This is a genomic window from Lysobacter sp. KACC 24251, assembly GCF_057747755.1.
On sequence record NZ_CM173222.1, the window covers coordinates 2980001 to 2995983 of the forward strand.

Sequence of the window (15983 nt, forward strand, 5' to 3'; positions counted from 1 at the left end):
ACCAGCGCAAGCCGCGCCACGCCAGGGAGGGATCGCGGCCAGCACGCCCGCACGCACCCCCGGATGCGTAAACGCGCCGCTGCTCCGCCTGCTCGGCGGACACGCCCCCGGCCGTCGAAAACAAAAACGCCACCCGAGGGTGGCGTGGTTGTCGGCATCCGCAGGACCCCGCGGGCCCAGCCAGTGGCTCAGGCCTGCACCAGCCGCACCCGGGCAAAGGTCCGCTTCCCGACGGCGAGCACGCCTTCAAAGCCGGGCGCGAACTGGCGCTGGGCATCCTCGACCACCTCGCCGTCGATGCGCACCGCGCGCTCCTTGAGCTTGCGGTTGGCCTCGGAGTTGCTGGGGGTCAGCCCGGCCGCGGTCAGCAATGCGGCCAGGCGCAAGCCTTCCACGGGCACGGCCACGTCGGTAAGCGCCAGCGAGGCGGTGTCACCCTCGCCGCGCACCGCGGCGTTCCAGCCGGCGATGGCGGTTTCGGCCGCGCCCGCCCCGTGGAAGCGCGCAGCAAGCTCGCGCGCCAGCCGCAACTTGAGGTCGCGCGGGTTGAGTTGGCCGGCTTCGATGTCGTGCTTGAGGCTGGCAACCTCGGAGAGGGTGATCTCGAAGCTGAGCAGGTCGATCCAGCGCCACATCAGCACGTCGTCGATCTTCATGGTCTTGGTGACGATGTCGATCGCCGGCTCGTTGATGCCGATGTAGTTGCCGAGAGACTTGGACATCTTGTTGACGCCGTCCAGGCCTTCCAGCAGCGGCATGGTCAGCACTATCTGCGGTGGCTGGCCGTGACTTTCCTGCAGGCCGCGGCCCATCAGCAGGTTGAACTTCTGGTCGGTACCGCCGAGCTCGACGTCGGCCTTCAGCGCGACCGAGTCGTAACCCTGGACCAGCGGATACAGGAATTCGTGAATGGCGATGGATTGCTGGGCGGCGTAGCGCTTGGCGAAATCGTCGCGTTCGAGCATGCGCGCCACGGTGTGCTGCGCCGCCAGCCGGATCATGTCCGCCGCCGACATCTGGCCGAACCACTCGGAGTTGAAGCGCACCTCGGTACGCTCCTTGTCGAGCACCTTGAACACCTGGTCGGCGTAGGTCTGCGCGTTGGCCAGCACGTCCTCACGGGTGAGCGGCTTGCGGGTCACGTTCTTGCCGGTCGGGTCGCCGATCATCCCGGTGAAGTCGCCAATCAGGAAGATCACCTGGTGGCCGAGGTCCTGGAACTGCCGCATCTTGTTGAGCAGCACGGTGTGGCCCAGATGCAGGTCGGGGGCGGTCGGGTCGAAGCCGGCCTTGACGCGCAGCGGCCGGCCGAGTTTGAGGCGGGCCTCCAGCTCGTCGCGCTTGAGGATTTCTTCGGCGCCGCGGCCGATCAGGTCGAGGGATTCTTGGACAGACACTTGGACAGACACAGGGCAGTTCTCGCAGCGGGCGCCGAAACTGAATATGACGGCGTTCAAAGGTAGCAGTTAATTCGGCGTTAAATGGGACGGAGGTCAAAAACTCCATCCAGCTCAATGGTTTGACGCAGAGTCCTCGTGTGATTATGGTACGCGCGTTACGCGGTTTTCACCCGCCGCGTGTAGGGGGAGCACCCAATGACCGACAACACCGCCGGCAAGGAACGTCGCGAACGATTGAAAGCCCTTCGCGAGGCTGCCTTGCACCGCCCGGTGCTGGCCCGGCATCTGGACGAAGGGTTCACTGGCCGCTGGTCGCGACGCCACTGGGCGCACGCGAGCCTGTTCGCCACCATCGGGATGCTAGTCGCGGCGATCGTGCCCGGACTCGGCAAGCCTCTGGCGCTGGAGCGTCCGCACCACACCCCGCGGCACTCGATGGCGCTGGCGTTGCCGCCACTGCCCATCGCTCGACTGCGTGGTACGCAGGGCGACAGCTGGCAGGTGGTACGCGTGGAGCGTGGGCAGACCCTGAGCGAGCTGTTCGATGAACTGGGCATCCCCGCCTCGACCCTGCACGCGATCCTGGAGCAGCCAGGCGCCAAGGACGCCCTGCGCCGCCTGCGGCCAGGCACGGAACTGGCCTTCGACCTGCCGGTCAATGGCGCGCTGCGGGGCTTCCGCTACGACCGCGACCCCACCCACCGGGTGGAAATGGCGCTCAAGGGGGACACGGTCACGCAGAAGGTGATCGAGCGCCCGACCCAGACCCGCACCGTGGTGATCAGCGGCGAAGTGGGCAAGTCGCTGTACCGCTCGGCGCGCAAGCAGGGCCTGAGCGCGAAGGCGATCAACACGCTCACCGACGAGATTTTCAAGTACGACATCGACTTCAATGAAGACGTCGGAGCCAAGGACCGCTTCAGCGTGGTGGTCGAGCAGACCTGGCGCGAGGGCGAACTGGTGGCCACCAGCCCGGTGCTGGCCGCGACGTTCACTGCTGGCGGCAAGCTGCACAGCGGCTTCCGCTTCGAGCGCAACGGCAAGCCCGAGTACTTCACGGCTGAAGGCCGGCCGCTGAAGAAGTCGTTCATCCGCATGCCGATCCCCTATGCGCGCCTGACTTCTGGTTTCGGCTCGCGCCGGCACCCGGTGCTGGGCCGCGTCCGGCAGCACAAGGGCGTCGACTACGCCGCGGGCACTGGTACGCCGATCATGGCGGCCGGCGACGCCCGCGTGAAGTTCGTCGGCTGGAAGGGAGGCTATGGCCGCGTGGTGCAGTTGGACCACGGCCGCGGCTACACCACCCTGTACGCGCACATGTCGCGTTTCGGCCGGTACACCGCGGGCCAGCGCGTGCCGCAGGGCGCGGTGATCGGCTACGTGGGCACCTCGGGGATGTCGACGGGGCCACACCTGCATTACGAATTCCAGATCAATGGCGTGCACCGCAACCCGCTGTCGGTGACCATGCCGCCGCCGGAGCCGCTGAGCGGCGCCGCGCTGACCGCGTTCCGCAGCTACACCCGCAATGCGCTGGCACGGATCCAGGAAGTGGAGAACGTGATCTACGCCGACGCGGCGCCGCTGAAGTCGGACAAGGCGGTGGCCAGCAAGGACGCGCCGCGCAAGGGCGGCAAGTCGAAGGCCTGACCCACACATGACCGTTCCTGCCGGGCCCGTGCGCGACCACGCCACGGGACCTCGCTTTTTCATCGGCCTGATGTCCGGCACCAGTGCCGACGGTATCGACGCGGCGCTGGTGCGTTTCGACGAGACCGATGGCGCGCCGCATGGTGCACTGCAACTGGGGCGCACGTACCCCTGGGAGCCCGTGCTGCGCGAGCGGCTGGTGGCGGTCGGGCAAGGCGCGCGGATCGATTCGCTGGACGAGGTGGGCACGCTGGACGTGCGCATTGCCGAAGCCTTGGCCGACGCCGCAACGCGGCTGCTGGCCGAAGCTGGCCTGGCGACCAGCGCGATCACCGCGATTGGCTCCCATGGGCAGACCGTGCGCCACCGGCCTGACGGCGCCGCCTTTGATGGCCGGCACCCATTCACCCTGCAACTGGGCGACGGCAATGTGATCGCCGAGCGCACCGGCGTCACCACGGTGGCCGACTTCCGCCGCCGCGACGTGGCAGCGGGGGGGCATGGTGCCCCGTTGGTGCCAGCCTTCCACGCCGCCCTGCTGCACTCCGCCGCCGAGGATCGCGCGGTGCTGAACCTCGGCGGGATCGGCAACTTCACCCTGTTGCCGGCGGCGGGCGCGGTGCGCGGTTTCGATACCGGACCGGCGAACGCATTGATGGACGCGTGGTGCCAGCGCCACTTCGGCGAAGCCTTTGACCGCGATGGCGCGATGGCCGCGCGCGGGACGGTCGACAGGGCGCTGCTCACCCGCCTGCTGGGTGAGGCGTGGTTCGCGCTGCCGCCGCCCAAGAGCACGGGGCGCGAGCAGTTCCACCTGGATTGGGTGCAGGCGCGGCTGGGGGGCCACGAGCGCGCTGAGGACGTGCAGGCCACCTTGCTGGAATTGACGGCGGTGACCGTGTGCCAGGCGCTGCGCCGCGAGCAGCCCGCCAGCCGGCGCGTGCTGGTCTGTGGTGGCGGCGTGCGTAACGGCGCGCTGATGGCGCGGATCGGCGAGCTGCTCGGTGACGTGGAGGTGGTCTCGACCGCCGCGTTGGGACTGGATCCCGATTACGTCGAGGCGATGGCTTTCGCGTGGCTCGCGCGGCAGACGCTGGCAGGTGCGCCCGGCAACCTGCCGGCCGTGACCGGCGCGCGCGGCCTGCGGGTGCTGGGGGTGGTCTACCCGGCCTGACCGTCGCTGGCGCGACCGATCAGCGAAAAGCCGGGGTCGTCGGGAATGCCTTCGAGGGCGGCGATGGCCGACTGCAGGATGTTGACATCCAGGTCGTCCAGACGCGGCTCGCCACGTGGTTCGACCGCGAACAGGCCGTGCTCGATCAGGTGGCGGATGGCCACCGCCTCGCTCCAGCCGCGCGCCTGGGCAACACGCCGGACGCGCTCGAGCAGTACCGCGTCGAGTTGGATCTGGAGGGTTTCGCTCATCGGGACCGTCCTGGTTCGCGCCTAACATAACCCGATTGAACGAGGCTCGCACGGGCGGCGATCACGCACCTGCTCCGGGGCTTCGCGGGGGCTGGTGCACACGCTATGGTGACCGCTGCTCCGTCCGACGCAGACCCGATGACCGCCACCACCCCGCGCCCGCCAGCCACTTCCGGCCTGCTCGCTTCCATCAGCCCCTATCTGGAGCGGGCACCGCTCGCTGCCCTGCTGCTGGGCATCTCGTCGGGGTTTCCGTACGCGATGATCGGTGCGACGCTGACCACGCGACTGGCGCAGGACGGCATCAGCAAGAAGAGCGTCACCGCGTTCTCGTTGGCGTTCCTGGCTTACAACCTGAAGTTCCTGTGGGCACCGGCGGTGGACCGTGTGCATCTGCCACTGCTGCATCGCCTTGGCCAGCGCCGTTCCTGGCTGCTGCTGGCGGCGGCAATGGTGGCCGCGTCGGTCATGTTCCTCGGCGTGGCGGACCCGAATACCTCGTTGCAGACGGTGGCGATCGCTGCGGTGCTGGTGGGCATTTCGGGTGCGACGTTCGACATCGTGATCGATGCCTACCGCATCGAGATCCTCGAACCGCGGCAACTGGGCGTGGGCTCGGGCATGTCCCAGTACGGGTGGAGAATCGGCTCGGTCAGCGCTGGCGCGCTGGCGCTACTGGTGTCGGCGCGCGCAGGCTGGAGCGCCGCATACGTACTGTGCGCTTTGTTTGTGGCGCCGGCGGTGGTGGCGGCGTTGTGGCAGGGCGAGCCGGCGCGCCACCGCGAGCCGATGGCTCGACGCGGACTGGATGCCATGCTCGCCGCGGTGACGGTACCGCTGACCGAGTTCTTCGCCCGGCGCGGCGCGTGGCTGGTGTTGCTGTTCGTGTTGCTGCACAAGATTGGCGACACCCTCGCCAACCTGACGTTGCGCCTGTTGCTGGACGACCTGGGCTTCAGCAACGATGAGATCGCCACCTACGACGTGGGCTTCGGCTTCTTCGCCTACCTGATCGGCATCTTCATCGGCGGCGTGCTGTATTCGCGGCTGGGGATGAAGCGCGCGGTGCTGCTGAGCCTGGTGCTGATGGCGGTGTCCAACCTGTCGTTCGCCTGGCTGGCCAGCGCCGGCCACGACAATGCGCTGCTGGCCTTCACCATCTGTTTCGAAAACGTGGCCAGCGGCATCGGCGGCGTGGCGGTGGTCGCCTACCTGTCGGCGCTGTGCAACCTGTCGTTCACCGCGTCGCAGTTCGCGCTGCTGTCGGCGGCGGCCTCGGTGGTTGGCCGCGTGGTTACCGGCACCACCGCCGGCGGCCTCATCGAGCAGATGGGCTACGTGGAGTTCTACCTGCTGACCACGCTGGTGGCGCTGCCGGGCGTGGCCCTGTTCGCGTGGATGTCGCGGCGTGGGCTGGTGGAAAGCGCCATCGCCGAGGCGGACGTGCGCGCCGCGGCATAAGCCGGCGCGTTACCGGAACCTAGCCAAAGCGCGCCCAGGGCGCGCCGCCTGGCCTGTCCCGCACCGCGCCGATCGACAGCGCAGCGTGGAAAGGCGTTACAGGGCGTAGTCGACGGTGAACGGCGCGTGGTCGGAGAAGCGCGGCTCGCGCAGGATCGAGCAGCCCCGCAGCTTGTCGCGCAAGCCCGGGGTCACGAACTGGTAATCGATGCGCCAACCGACGTTGTTGGCGCGCGCCGCGCCACGGTTGCTCCACCAGGTGTAGTCCTGGCCCTCGGGATGCAACGCGCGGTAGGCATCGACCCAGCCGCGACCGGACGCAGGTTCGGCCATCGCCGCGTCGTCCGCGCACAGGCCGTTCAGCCAGTCGCGTTCGGGCGGCAGGCAGCCGGAGTTCTTCTGGTTGCTGGACCAGTTCCTGATGTCCAGCCGGCTGCGCACGATGTTCCAGTCGCCGCACAGCACGTACTCGCGGCCACTGCGAAGCCAGCCGTCCAGCACCGGCTTGAGCCAGTCCATGACCTCGAACTTGAAGCCCTGGCGCTCGTCACCCGACGAGCCGGAGGGGATGTAGAAGCTGACCACGCTGAGGTTTCCGAAGCGCGCTTCGATGTAGCGGCCCTCGTCGTCGAATGACGGGCGACCGATCGAGGTGAGCACCTCATCGGGTTCGCGCCGCGCATAGATGGCCACGCCGCTGTAGCCCTTCTTTGTGCTGGCGTCCTTGTAGAAGCAATGGTGGCCGTCGGGGCGGAACTGCGGGTCACTCAGTTGCGATTCCTGCGCCTTGGTCTCCTGCAGGCACAACACGTCGGCATCCTGCTGCCGGAACCAGTCGAAAAAACCCTTGTTGGCCGCCGAGCGGATGCCGTTGGCATTGAAACTGATGATCCGCACGCACGGCCCCACGGGTTGGACGAAGCGGCAGGGTACCGGATGGCCCGGGTGGCGAAAACCGGCGCGGCGCCCGACACTATGCGCATGAGCGACCACCGTACCCGTTTCCTCGAACTTGCCCTGCGCGCCGATGCACTGCGCTTTGGTGAATTCACCCTCAAGTCGGGCCGTCAGAGCCCGTATTTCTTCAATGCCGGGCTGTTCAACTCCGGCGCCACCCTTTCGGAGCTGGCCGGCTGTTACGCCGATGCGGTGGACGCAGCCGGGGTGGACTTCGACCTGTTGTTCGGCCCGGCCTACAAAGGCATCCCCCTCGCTACCGCGCTGGCTTGCGAATACGCCCGCCGCGGCCGCGACCTGCCGGTGGCGTTCAACCGCAAGGAAGCCAAGGCGCATGGCGAGGGCGGCACCCTGATCGGCGCGCCGCTGGCCGGCCGGCGGGTGCTGATCGTGGACGACGTGATCACCGCCGGCACCGCCATCCGCGAGGCGTTGGGCATCATCGCCGCCGCAGGCGGACAGGTGGCTGGCATCGTCATTGCGCTGGATCGCCAGGAAGTGGCCGGCGGCGTCGAACTGGCCGCCGGCCAAAGCCGACGCTCCGCGGCACAAACCGTCGCCGACGAACATGGGTTGCCGGTGGTGGCGGTGGCCACCTTGGGCGACCTGCTCGCGTACACCGGCAGCAGTGCGACGCTGGCCACGCAACGTGAGCGGCTGCTGGCGTACCGTGAGGCCTACGGCAGCGCCGGTTGACGCTGTCCTGGCGAGACTCGGCACGGGTGGCGCGATTCTTGCTTGTTAGCATTGGCGACTGTGCCACCGAGGACGGTGGCGTATCCGTAACAACGGCAGGGGGGCCGACATGAACACGAAGACCACCGCACTGGCCACAGGCCTGCTGATGGCATTGGCGGCGGCGCCGGTTGCGGCGCAGCAGGCCGGCGGCAAGAAGCTGTACTGCTGGAACGAGAACGGCCGCAAGGTCTGCGGCGACGCGCTGCCGGCGAGCGCCGCCGACGCGGCTCGCACCGAGATCAGCGCCAAGAGCGGGTTGAAGACCGGCCAAGTGGCGCGTGCGCTGACCGAAGCCGAGCGCGCGACCGCTGCGCGGGAAGCCGAGGCCGCGCGCCTGGGCGCCTTGGCCGAGGAGGCGCGGCAGCGGCGCGAACATGCGATGGTGGAGTCGTACACCACCGAAGAAGAACTGATGCGCGCCTTCGAGCACCGCATCACCCTGCTGGACGAGACCGTGAAGGCCTCCTCGCTGGGGGTGACCGGCCTGCGCCAGAGTCTGGTCAGCCTGCTGCAGCGGGCCGGCGAGGCGGAATTGGCCGGCAAGCCGGTGCCGGCCCCGTTGGCCGCGTCGATCCAGACCCAGCACCAGCAGCTGCTGCGGCAGCAGGCGGCGCTGGTGCGCCAGCGCGGCGAGCGTGCGGCGATGGATGCGGAACTGGCTGCGGCGCTGAAGCGCTACCGCGAACTGAAGGTGCCGATGGCCCCGCCGACCGAGGGTTGAGGTGGCCCGCGACGGCGGTCGCGAAACACGCCAGCCGCAAGGAACAAGGGGCGCCGAGGCGCCCCTTGTTGCATCCGTGCATCGCGCGCGGCACCAGGCCGCGACGGCATCAGAACGGCAACACCAGGTCGGGCTTGAGGGCCAGCAGCTGCGCGCGGAACGCCCCCTTGATCCGTGCCATCGCCGCCTCGTTGTCCGCATCGAAGCGCATCACCAGGATCGGCGTGGTGTTGGAGGCGCGCACCAACCCCCAGCCGTCCGGCCAGTCCACGCGCAGCCCGTCGATGGTCGACAGGCGAGCGCCGTCGAACTTCGCGTCGGTGACGAAGCGGTCGACGAACGCGTGCGGGTTACCCTCCGGCGCATCGACCTTGATCTCCGGCGTGGCGATGCCGTTGGGCAGTGCGGCCAGGGTCTCGGTGGGCGTCTGCATCTTGCCGGCCACGATCTCCAGCAGGCGCGCCGCGGAGTAGATGCCGTCGTCGAAGCCGTACCAGCGTTCCTTGAAGAAGAAGTGGCCGCTCATCTCACCGGCCAGTTCGGCCTCGGTCTCGCGCATCTTGGCCTTGATCAGCGAGTGACCGGTCTTCCACATCAACGGGCTGCCGCCGTGACGCAGGATGTGGCCCGGCAGGCGGCCGGTGCACTTCACGTCGTAGATGATCTGCGCGCCCGGATTGCGCTCGAGCACGTCGGCGGCGAACAGCATCAGCAGGCGGTCGGGGAAGATGTTCTCGCCATCGCGGGTGACCACGCCAAGGCGGTCGCCATCGCCGTCGAAGGCGATGCCAAGGTCGGCGCCCAGCCGCGCCACGGTGGCCACGAGGTCCTCGAGGTTGTGCGGCTCGCTGGGGTCCGGATGGTGGTTGGGGAAGGTGCCGTCGATCTCGCAGTACAGCGGGGTGACCTCCGCGCCGATCGCACGCAGCACGCGCGGGCCGAGGTCGCCGGCCACGCCGTTGCCGGCGTCGACGACCACATGCAAGGGCCGCTCCAGCTGCACGTCGGCGGCGACCCGCTGCACGTAGTCCTCGCTGATGTCGCGCTGCTGCAGCAGGCCCGGCGCCGGCGCGGTGTGCAGGCGGTCCTCGGCGATCCGGCGGTAGAGGTCGGTGATGGTGTCGCCCGAGAGCGTCTCGCCACCGACCACGACCTTGAAGCCGTTGTAGTCCGGCGGGTTGTGGCTGCCGGTGACCGAGACGCACGAGCCTGCACGCAACTGGTAGGCGCCGAAGTAGACCAGCGGGGTGGGCGCCAGGCCGATGTCGGTGACGTTGCAGCCGGCCTTGCGCAGGCCGTCGATCAGACCGCCGGCCAGCATCGGACCGGACAGGCGACCGTCGCGGCCCACCACAATCTCCGTCAGGCCCTTCTCCTGCATCACGGTGCCGACGGCCTGGCCGATCAGGGTGGTGACGCCTGCATCGAGGCTGCTCCCGACCACGCCGCGGATGTCGTAGGCGCGGAAGATGCCCGGGTCCACGGCCAGCACCGACGACGCGGCCGGGGTGGCGACGGCCACCGGCGCCGGCGCGACGACGCGCGCCGGGACCTGCTCGGCAACATCGGCCAGCGTCAGTTCGCTGCCCTCGGGCTCGGCGTCGGTGCCGGTCTTGCGCCGCCGCAGCGTCGGTGCGCGCCAAGCCAGCAGCGCCAGCAGCAGGAAGCCCGCCGCCGCACCGAAGCAGGCCATCGCGCCGAGCCCGAACGGGCCGCCGGCCACGTCGGGCACCGCCGCGGCGACACGCAGGCCGCTGCCCGGCACCTTGGCCGCCATGGCCTCGGCGCCGGTGTTGAGTGCCACGTCACCGCGCTCGACCACGCTGTGGCCGCCCTGGCGCAGGGCCAGGTAGCTGCCGTCGGCGACGGCGGCCTGCTCGACCGCACTGGCCACCCGGGTGGCCGGCAGCAGCACGCTGGCCACGCCAATGGCCACGCCATCCAGCGGAACCGGCGCGGCCACTACCAGCTGGTTACTGCCACCATCGCGGACGATTGCGACCACCGGCTTGCCCGCCATCAGTGCGGACTCCTGCGTGGCCAGACGGCCGTAGCCGCCCTTGCCGCCGTTGGTCGCCAAACTCCCGTACGCGGCCTCCAGATCGGTGGGCTGCACGTTGGCGCCCTTGGCTTCCGGCCAGCCCTTGGCCAGTTCGGCGCTGGCCGTGGCCAGGTCACCGCCGGTGAGCGCGGCGAGGAACGCGGGCTTGCCCACCTGCTCGGCCAGACGCTTGGTGTCGGCGGCGATCGCGGCCTGCACCTGCTGCACCGCCGTGTCGCGCGCCTGCTGCAGCGCCACCCGCCGGGCGCCGTCGCGATGCTGCTCCCAGCCACTCCAGCCGAACCAGCCGGCGAGCAACAGCGAGCCCACGATCACCACCGGCAGCAGCGGCTTGAGTTGCGCCAGCGACAGCTGCGGGCGTTCGATCTTCATGTCCACCATGTGTTTCCCCTGTCAGCGCACGCCGGTGTGGCCGAAACCACCCGCACCGCGTGCACTGGTTTCGAATTCCTCGACCACCTGCAGCCGGGCCCGCACGATCGGCAGGACCACCAGCTGGGCGATGCGATCCCCTGGTTGCATCGTAAAAGCCTCGCGGCCGCGATTCCACACGCTGATCATCAGCGGACCCTGGTAATCGGCATCGATCAGGCCGGTGCCGTTGCCCAGCACGATGCCGTGTTTGTGGCCCAACCCGGAGCGCGGCAGGATCACCGCGCACAGCGTGGGGTCGCCGACGTGGACCGCCAGGCCCGACGGCACCAGGGCAGTGTCCCCGGGCTGCAGGGTCAGGGCGGCATCCAGCGCGGCCCGCAGGTCCAGTCCGGCGCTGGCGGGCGTGGCGTAGTCGGGCAACGCCCACTCGGTGCCGAAGCGCGCATCGAGGATCTTCAGTTCGAGGGTGTGGTGCATGCGGTCCTTGTCACGGGGCCAGGAAAGGAAGGGCGCGCCGGGGGCCGGAGCGGCTCACGCGGCCACGAGGCGCGCGGCGACGAGATCGAGCAGCTGCTCGGCAAGTTGCGGCTTGGGCGCGGGGCCGAGCGGGGTCTCGCCATCGGCGGCGTACACCACCAGCGCGTTGTCGTCGGCTTCGAAACCACTACCTTCCACACCGACGCGGTTGGCGGCGATCAGGTCTACCTTCTTGTTGATCAGCTTGCCGCGTGCGTAGTGCGCCACGTCATGGGTCTCGGCGGCAAAACCGACCACCAGGCGCGGGCGCTGCGGGTGGTTGGCCACGTCGGCCAGCACGTCCGCGGTGCGCACCAGTTCCAGCACCAGGGTGTCCTGGCCGGGCTGCTTCTTGATCTTGCCCGCCGCCACCTGGCGCGGGGTGTAGTCGGCGACCGCGGCCGCGCCGATGTAGACGTCCGCCGGCAGCGCGCCGAGCACGGTGGCGTGCATCTGCGCCGCCGAACGCACGTTGACCCGCGCCACGCCCGCGGGCGTGGGCAAGGTCACCGGCCCCGCCACCAGCACCACTTCGGCACCCCGGCGCGCGGCGGCCTCGGCGATGGCGAAACCCATCTTGCCGCTGCTGCGGTTGCCGATGAAGCGGACCGGGTCGATGTCCTCGAAGGTCGGCCCGGCACTGACGACGATGCGTATCCCGGCCAGCGATCGCGCGGCACTCATGCGCGGCTCCGCAGTGGCGTGGCGGCCAGCGCCCCCACGATGTCGACCGGCTCCATCAGGCGCCCTTCGCCGGTCTCGCCGCAGGCCTGCCCGCCGGTTCCCGGGCCCAGCACGGCAACGCCGCGATCGCGGAGGGTCGCCATGTTGGCCTGGGTGGCCGGGTGCGCCCACATCAGACGGTTCATCGCCGGGGCCACGAACAGTGCCGCGTCACTCGCCAGGCACAGGGTGCTCACCAGATCGTCGGCGAAGCCGTGTGCCAACTTGGCCAGGGTGTTGGCGGTGGCCGGCGCCACCACGATGCGATCGGCCCAGCGCGCCAGTTCGATGTGCCCCATCGCGGCCTCGGCCGCCTCATCCCACAGCGAGGTCCGCACCGGTTGGCCGGACAGCGCCTGGAAGGTGGCGGCACCGACGAAGTGCTGCGCGTTCCCGGTCATTGCCACCCGCACTTCCGCGCCGGCGTCGCGCAGGCGCCGGACCAGATCTGCCGCCTTGTACGCGGCAATGCCGCCGCAGACGCACAGCAACACGTGCTGTCCGGACAGGGTCCCTGCCGGGGTGGGCATGTCATCGGCCATGGATGGGGCAAATTCCTACCGCATATGCAGCGTTTAGCTTACCTGATGCGGTGGATTGGCCCGATACCGCGGTCGCAGTGCCGGCCTGATGCTGTCCGCATGCACATTCGAGACTGGCCCGCGGCCGAGCGTCCCCGCGAAAAACTCCTGGCCCGCGGCGCCTCTGCCCTGTCGGACGCCGAACTGCTGGCGATCTTCCTCGGCTCGGGCCTCCCCGGGCGCGACGCGGTGGCCACGGCGCGCGATCTGCTGGCGGCGCACGGCCCGTTGCGGCCCTTGCTGGAGCGCTCGCCCAGCGCCTTGGCGAAGCTGCCCGGGCTGGGGCCCGCGCGCGCCTGCGCGCTGGCCGCCGCGCTGGAACTGGGCCACCGCCACCTCAGCGCCGCGTTGGAGCGAGGCGAGGCGATGACCGACCCCCAGGCCGCCGGCCGCTACTTCGCCCAGCGCCTGCGCGGCCGGCCGCACGAGGTGTTCGCGGCGCTGTTCCTCGATACCCGCCACCGCGCCCTGGGCTTCGAGGAATTGTTCCACGGCACATTGGACGGGGCGGAGGTGCATCCACGCGTGGTGGTGCAGCGGGCGCTGGCGCTGAACGCCGCGGCGGTGATCGTGGGGCACAACCATCCCAGCGGGAATCCGGAGCCTTCGGCCGCCGACCGGGCGGTGACCGCGCGGCTGAAACAGGCGCTGGCGCTGGTCGACCTGCGCCTGCTCGACCACTTCGTCATTGCCGACGGGCCGCCGGTGTCGCTGGCCGCGCGCGGGTGGGTCTGAACGCCGGGGCAGCCGTCGGGCAACGGCCGCCGCCAACCCGGTTAAAATGACAGGTTCCCGCTGCAACTCCCCGGATACTCCGTGAAAGCCACCCTCCGCGACCTGGTGACGCAGGCCATCGATGCGCTGCGCGCCGCCGGCACCCTGCCGGCCGACCTCGACACGCCCGACTTCGTCATCGAGCGTCCCAAGTCGCGCGCGCAGGGTGACTTTTCCACCAACGCCGCGATGCTGCTGGCCAAGCCGGCCAAGTCCAACCCGCGCGCGATCGCGCAGGCCCTGGTGGACGCGCTGCCGGCCAGCGACGACGTCGCCAGGGTCGAGATCGCCGGGCCGGGCTTCATCAACTTCCACGTGGCCGAGGCTGCGTGGCGTCGGCAGATCGCACAAGTACTCGAGCAGGGCGATGCCTACGGCCGCAACACCAGCGGCGAAGGCCGCGTGGCGGGCGTTGAGTACGTGTCGGCCAACCCGACCGGCCCGCTGCACGTGGGCCACGGCCGCGCCGCGGTGATCGGCGACTGTATCGGCCGCGTGCTCGCCGCCAACGGCTGGAACCTGAAGCGGGAGTTCTACTACAACGACGCCGGCGCGCAGATCAACAACCTGGCGACCTCGGTACAGGCGCGCGCGCAGGGTCGCGGCCCGGACGATGCCGGCTGGCCGGAGGACGGCTACCGCGGTGACTACATCGTCGACGTTGCCAACGCCTACCTGCGCGGCGACAGCGTCGAGGTCGAGGGCCACGTGGTCACCGGCGCGAAGGACCCGGAGAACCTGGACGCGATCCGCGCCTTCGCCGTGGCCTACCTGCGGCGCGAGCAGAACGCCGACCTGGCCGCCTACGGCGTCGGCTTCGACGTGTACTTCCTCGAGTCCTCGCTGTACACCGACGGCAAGGTCGAGGAGACCGTGCGCGAGCTGATCGCCCATGGCCACACCTACGAGGAAGGCGGCGCGCTGTGGCTGCGCAGCACCGACTTCGGTGACGACAAGGACCGCGTGATGCGCAAGTCCGACGGCACATACACCTATTTCGTGCCGGACGTGGCCTACCACCTGAGCAAGTGGCAGCGCGGCTACGTGCGAGCGATCACCGAGCTGGGCGCCGACCACCACGGCAGCCTGGCCCGTGTAAGGGCGGGCCTGCAGGCGCTGGACTGCGGCATCCCGCAGGGTTGGCCGGAATACGTGCTGCACCAGATGGTGACGGTGATGCGGGGCGGCGAGGAAGTGAAGCTGTCCAAGCGCGCCGGCAGCTACCTGACGCTGCGCGACCTGATCGACGAGGTCGGCCGCGACGCGACGCGCTGGTTCCTGATCGCGCGCAAGCCGGACTCGCAGCTCACCTTCGACATTGACCTGGCGCGCAGCCAGTCGCTCGACAACCCGGTGTACTACGTGCAGGTATCCCACGCGCGCATGCACGGCCTGCTGCGCAAGCTGCGCGAACAGGGCTTGGCCTTCGATGCTGCCAATGGCTTGGCGCAACCGCTGGACGTGGAGGACGCGGCCGCCCACGAACTGGTGCAGACCCTGCTGCGCTACCCCGACGTGGTGGCCAGCGCCGGGCGTGACCTGGAGCCCCACCAGGTCGCCGTGTACCTGCTGGAACTCGCGCAGACGTTCCAGACGTATTACAACGATCACCAGTTCCTGGTCGACGACGCTGATGTGCGCGATGCGCGCCTGGTATTGGCGATGGCCACGCGACAGGTACTGGCGAACGGGTTGGAATTACTGGGCGTGAATGCCCCCGAGGTGATGTAAATGGCGGCACGACGCGGTAAATCGCAGGCCCGGCGCAACGGCGGCAACAGCGGCGGCCTGCCAGGCTGGGCGTGGCTGGTGCTGGGCGTGGTGATCACGATCATTGTCGTGATGGTGGCGCCGAAGCTGCTGAAGGGCGATGGCGATGGCTTCCTGCGCCCGCACGCCAACCCCGACGCGCAACCGACGCCGGTGTCGGTGGAGGACGACGAGTTGTTGCCGGCCGACGAGGCCGCCGCCGCTCCGCCGGCGGGTGCGGCAGCCAAGCCGGCAGCCGGCGACGCCAAGGACCCGGAGTACGACTTCTACACCCTGTTGCCGGGCAAGGAAGTGCCTATGACCGATGCCGAGCTGGCCGCCACCGAGCGGGCCGAGGCTGAACGTCAGGCGCGCCAGCACCAGCAGGCCGCCGCCGCGCAGACGACCGCGACCCCGACCTCGTCGGCAGGCGCGGCAGGTACAGCGACGACAGCGACGACTTCCACGGCACCGCGTCCCGAGCCGCTGCCCCCGCCGGTCAGCGAGGATGGAACTGGCGCACGTGCCGTCGCCCCGACCAAGCCGGTGGACTCGACGGCAATGACGACCGCCAAGACCGCCGCGGCCAGTGAGGACACCCGCTACCTGCTGCAGGCCGGCGCGTTCCAGGCGTCCGGTCAGGCCGAGGAGCTCAAGGCGAAGATCGCCATGCTCGGCGTGGGCGCGCGCGTGGAAGGGGCGCAGATCAAGGGGAAGACGGTCTACCGCGTGCGCATGGGGCCGTACGGCACCGCCAGCGACCTGGCCGAGGCCAAGCGCAAGCTGTCGTCAGGCGGATTGACGGCGATGGCGATCAAGGTCGAGTGATCTTGGCGGGGTCGGAAGAGCGA

13 protein-coding genes and 1 pseudogene are annotated in these 15983 nt (G+C 69.6%); 8 read left to right on the plus strand and 6 right to left on the minus strand.

Features of this window, described 5'->3' with window-relative positions:
• Nucleotides 1–188: 188 nt before the first annotated feature.
• Nucleotides 189–1397 (minus strand): tyrosine--tRNA ligase, encoded by a 1209-nt coding sequence (gene tyrS / locus AC3ARF_RS13800; RefSeq protein ID WP_498928846.1) that lies wholly within the window; start codon nt 1395–1397, stop codon nt 189–191.
• Between the two features lie 198 nt (nt 1398–1595).
• Here tyrS and AC3ARF_RS13805 point away from each other — a divergent pair, with 198 nt between their 5' ends.
• Together AC3ARF_RS13805 and AC3ARF_RS13810 are read left to right on the plus strand one after the other, a co-directional pair.
• A complete protein-coding gene (locus AC3ARF_RS13805) occupies nt 1596–3050 on the plus strand; it encodes a peptidoglycan DD-metalloendopeptidase family protein (RefSeq protein WP_498928847.1) in 1455 nt (484 codons plus the stop codon).
• A 7-nt stretch (nt 3051–3057) separates the two neighbouring features.
• Nucleotides 3058–4224 (plus strand): anhydro-N-acetylmuramic acid kinase, encoded by a 1167-nt coding sequence (locus AC3ARF_RS13810; RefSeq protein WP_498928849.1) that lies wholly within the window; start codon nt 3058–3060, stop codon nt 4222–4224.
• Here AC3ARF_RS13810 and AC3ARF_RS13815 read toward each other — a convergent pair.
• Complete coding sequence (locus AC3ARF_RS13815) at nt 4212–4475, minus strand: hypothetical protein (protein WP_498928851.1); 264 nt, start codon at nt 4473–4475, stop codon at nt 4212–4214. The two genes, AC3ARF_RS13810 and AC3ARF_RS13815, sit on opposite strands and share 13 nt — an antisense overlap.
• A gap of 138 nt (nt 4476–4613) precedes the next feature.
• Here AC3ARF_RS13815 and AC3ARF_RS13820 point away from each other — a divergent pair, with 138 nt between their 5' ends.
• Complete coding sequence (locus AC3ARF_RS13820; RefSeq protein WP_498928852.1) at nt 4614–5936, plus strand: AmpG family muropeptide MFS transporter; 1323 nt, start codon at nt 4614–4616, stop codon at nt 5934–5936.
• Between the two features lie 96 nt (nt 5937–6032).
• On the opposite strand, the gene AC3ARF_RS13825 is transcribed toward AC3ARF_RS13820, so the two are convergent.
• A complete protein-coding gene (locus AC3ARF_RS13825) occupies nt 6033–6833 on the minus strand; it encodes an exodeoxyribonuclease III (protein ID WP_498928854.1) in 801 nt (266 codons plus the stop codon).
• A gap of 84 nt (nt 6834–6917) precedes the next feature.
• Here AC3ARF_RS13825 and pyrE point away from each other — a divergent pair, with 84 nt between their 5' ends.
• Nucleotides 6918–7589, plus strand: coding sequence for an orotate phosphoribosyltransferase (pyrE, locus tag AC3ARF_RS13830; RefSeq protein WP_498928856.1), 672 nt, complete (start codon nt 6918–6920; stop codon nt 7587–7589).
• A 109-nt stretch (nt 7590–7698) separates the two neighbouring features.
• Complete coding sequence (locus AC3ARF_RS13835; RefSeq protein ID WP_498928858.1) at nt 7699–8352, plus strand: hypothetical protein; 654 nt, start codon at nt 7699–7701, stop codon at nt 8350–8352.
• A gap of 109 nt (nt 8353–8461) precedes the next feature.
• On the opposite strand, the gene AC3ARF_RS13840 is transcribed toward AC3ARF_RS13835, so the two are convergent.
• The 3 genes and pseudogenes from AC3ARF_RS13840 to coaBC all read right to left on the minus strand — a co-directional run bounded on the left by AC3ARF_RS13840 (nt 8462) and on the right by coaBC (nt 12558).
• A complete protein-coding gene (locus tag AC3ARF_RS13840; RefSeq protein WP_498928860.1) occupies nt 8462–10786 on the minus strand; it encodes a phosphomannomutase/phosphoglucomutase in 2325 nt (774 codons plus the stop codon).
• Nucleotides 10787–10807: 21 nt separating this feature from the next.
• The gene (gene dut / locus AC3ARF_RS13845; RefSeq protein WP_498928862.1) at nt 10808–11266 is read right to left on the minus strand and encodes a dUTP diphosphatase; all 459 of its coding nucleotides are present in this window, start codon (nt 11264–11266) and stop codon (nt 10808–10810) included.
• Between the two features lie 54 nt (nt 11267–11320).
• Nucleotides 11321–12558: pseudogene (coaBC, locus tag AC3ARF_RS13850) on the minus strand (bifunctional phosphopantothenoylcysteine decarboxylase/phosphopantothenate--cysteine ligase CoaBC).
• 111 nt (nt 12559–12669) lie between these two features.
• On the opposite strand from coaBC, the gene radC reads away from it, so the two are divergent.
• The 3 genes from radC to AC3ARF_RS13865 all read left to right on the plus strand — a co-directional run bounded on the left by radC (nt 12670) and on the right by AC3ARF_RS13865 (nt 15960).
• On the plus strand, nt 12670–13344 hold the full coding sequence (gene radC, locus AC3ARF_RS13855) for a RadC family protein (RefSeq protein ID WP_498928863.1): 675 nt from the start codon (nt 12670–12672) through the stop codon (nt 13342–13344).
• 81 nt (nt 13345–13425) lie between these two features.
• A complete protein-coding gene (gene argS / locus AC3ARF_RS13860; RefSeq protein WP_498928865.1) occupies nt 13426–15114 on the plus strand; it encodes an arginine--tRNA ligase in 1689 nt (562 codons plus the stop codon).
• A complete protein-coding gene (locus AC3ARF_RS13865) occupies nt 15115–15960 on the plus strand; it encodes an SPOR domain-containing protein (protein WP_498928867.1) in 846 nt (281 codons plus the stop codon).
• Nucleotides 15961–15983 lie beyond the last annotated feature (23 nt).

Bases quoted from the DNA above. Each gene is read 5' to 3' on its own strand.
- AC3ARF_RS13805 (WP_498928847.1), top strand. From the start codon at position 1,596: ATGACCGACAACACCGCCGGCAAGGAACGTCGCGAACGATTGAAAGCC.
- AC3ARF_RS13810 (WP_498928849.1), top strand. From the start codon at position 3,058: ATGACCGTTCCTGCCGGGCCCGTGCGCGACCACGCCACGGGACCTCGC.
- AC3ARF_RS13815 (WP_498928851.1), bottom strand. From the start codon at position 4,475: ATGAGCGAAACCCTCCAGATCCAACTCGACGCGGTACTGCTCGAGCGC.
- AC3ARF_RS13820 (WP_498928852.1), top strand. From the start codon at position 4,614: ATGACCGCCACCACCCCGCGCCCGCCAGCCACTTCCGGCCTGCTCGCT.
- pyrE (WP_498928856.1), top strand. From the start codon at position 6,918: ATGAGCGACCACCGTACCCGTTTCCTCGAACTTGCCCTGCGCGCCGAT.
- AC3ARF_RS13835 (WP_498928858.1), top strand. From the start codon at position 7,699: ATGAACACGAAGACCACCGCACTGGCCACAGGCCTGCTGATGGCATTG.
- AC3ARF_RS13840 (WP_498928860.1), bottom strand. From the start codon at position 10,786: ATGAAGATCGAACGCCCGCAGCTGTCGCTGGCGCAACTCAAGCCGCTG.
- dut (WP_498928862.1), bottom strand. From the start codon at position 11,266: ATGCACCACACCCTCGAACTGAAGATCCTCGATGCGCGCTTCGGCACC.
- radC (WP_498928863.1), top strand. From the start codon at position 12,670: ATGCACATTCGAGACTGGCCCGCGGCCGAGCGTCCCCGCGAAAAACTC.
- AC3ARF_RS13865 (WP_498928867.1), top strand. From the start codon at position 15,115: ATGGCGGCACGACGCGGTAAATCGCAGGCCCGGCGCAACGGCGGCAAC.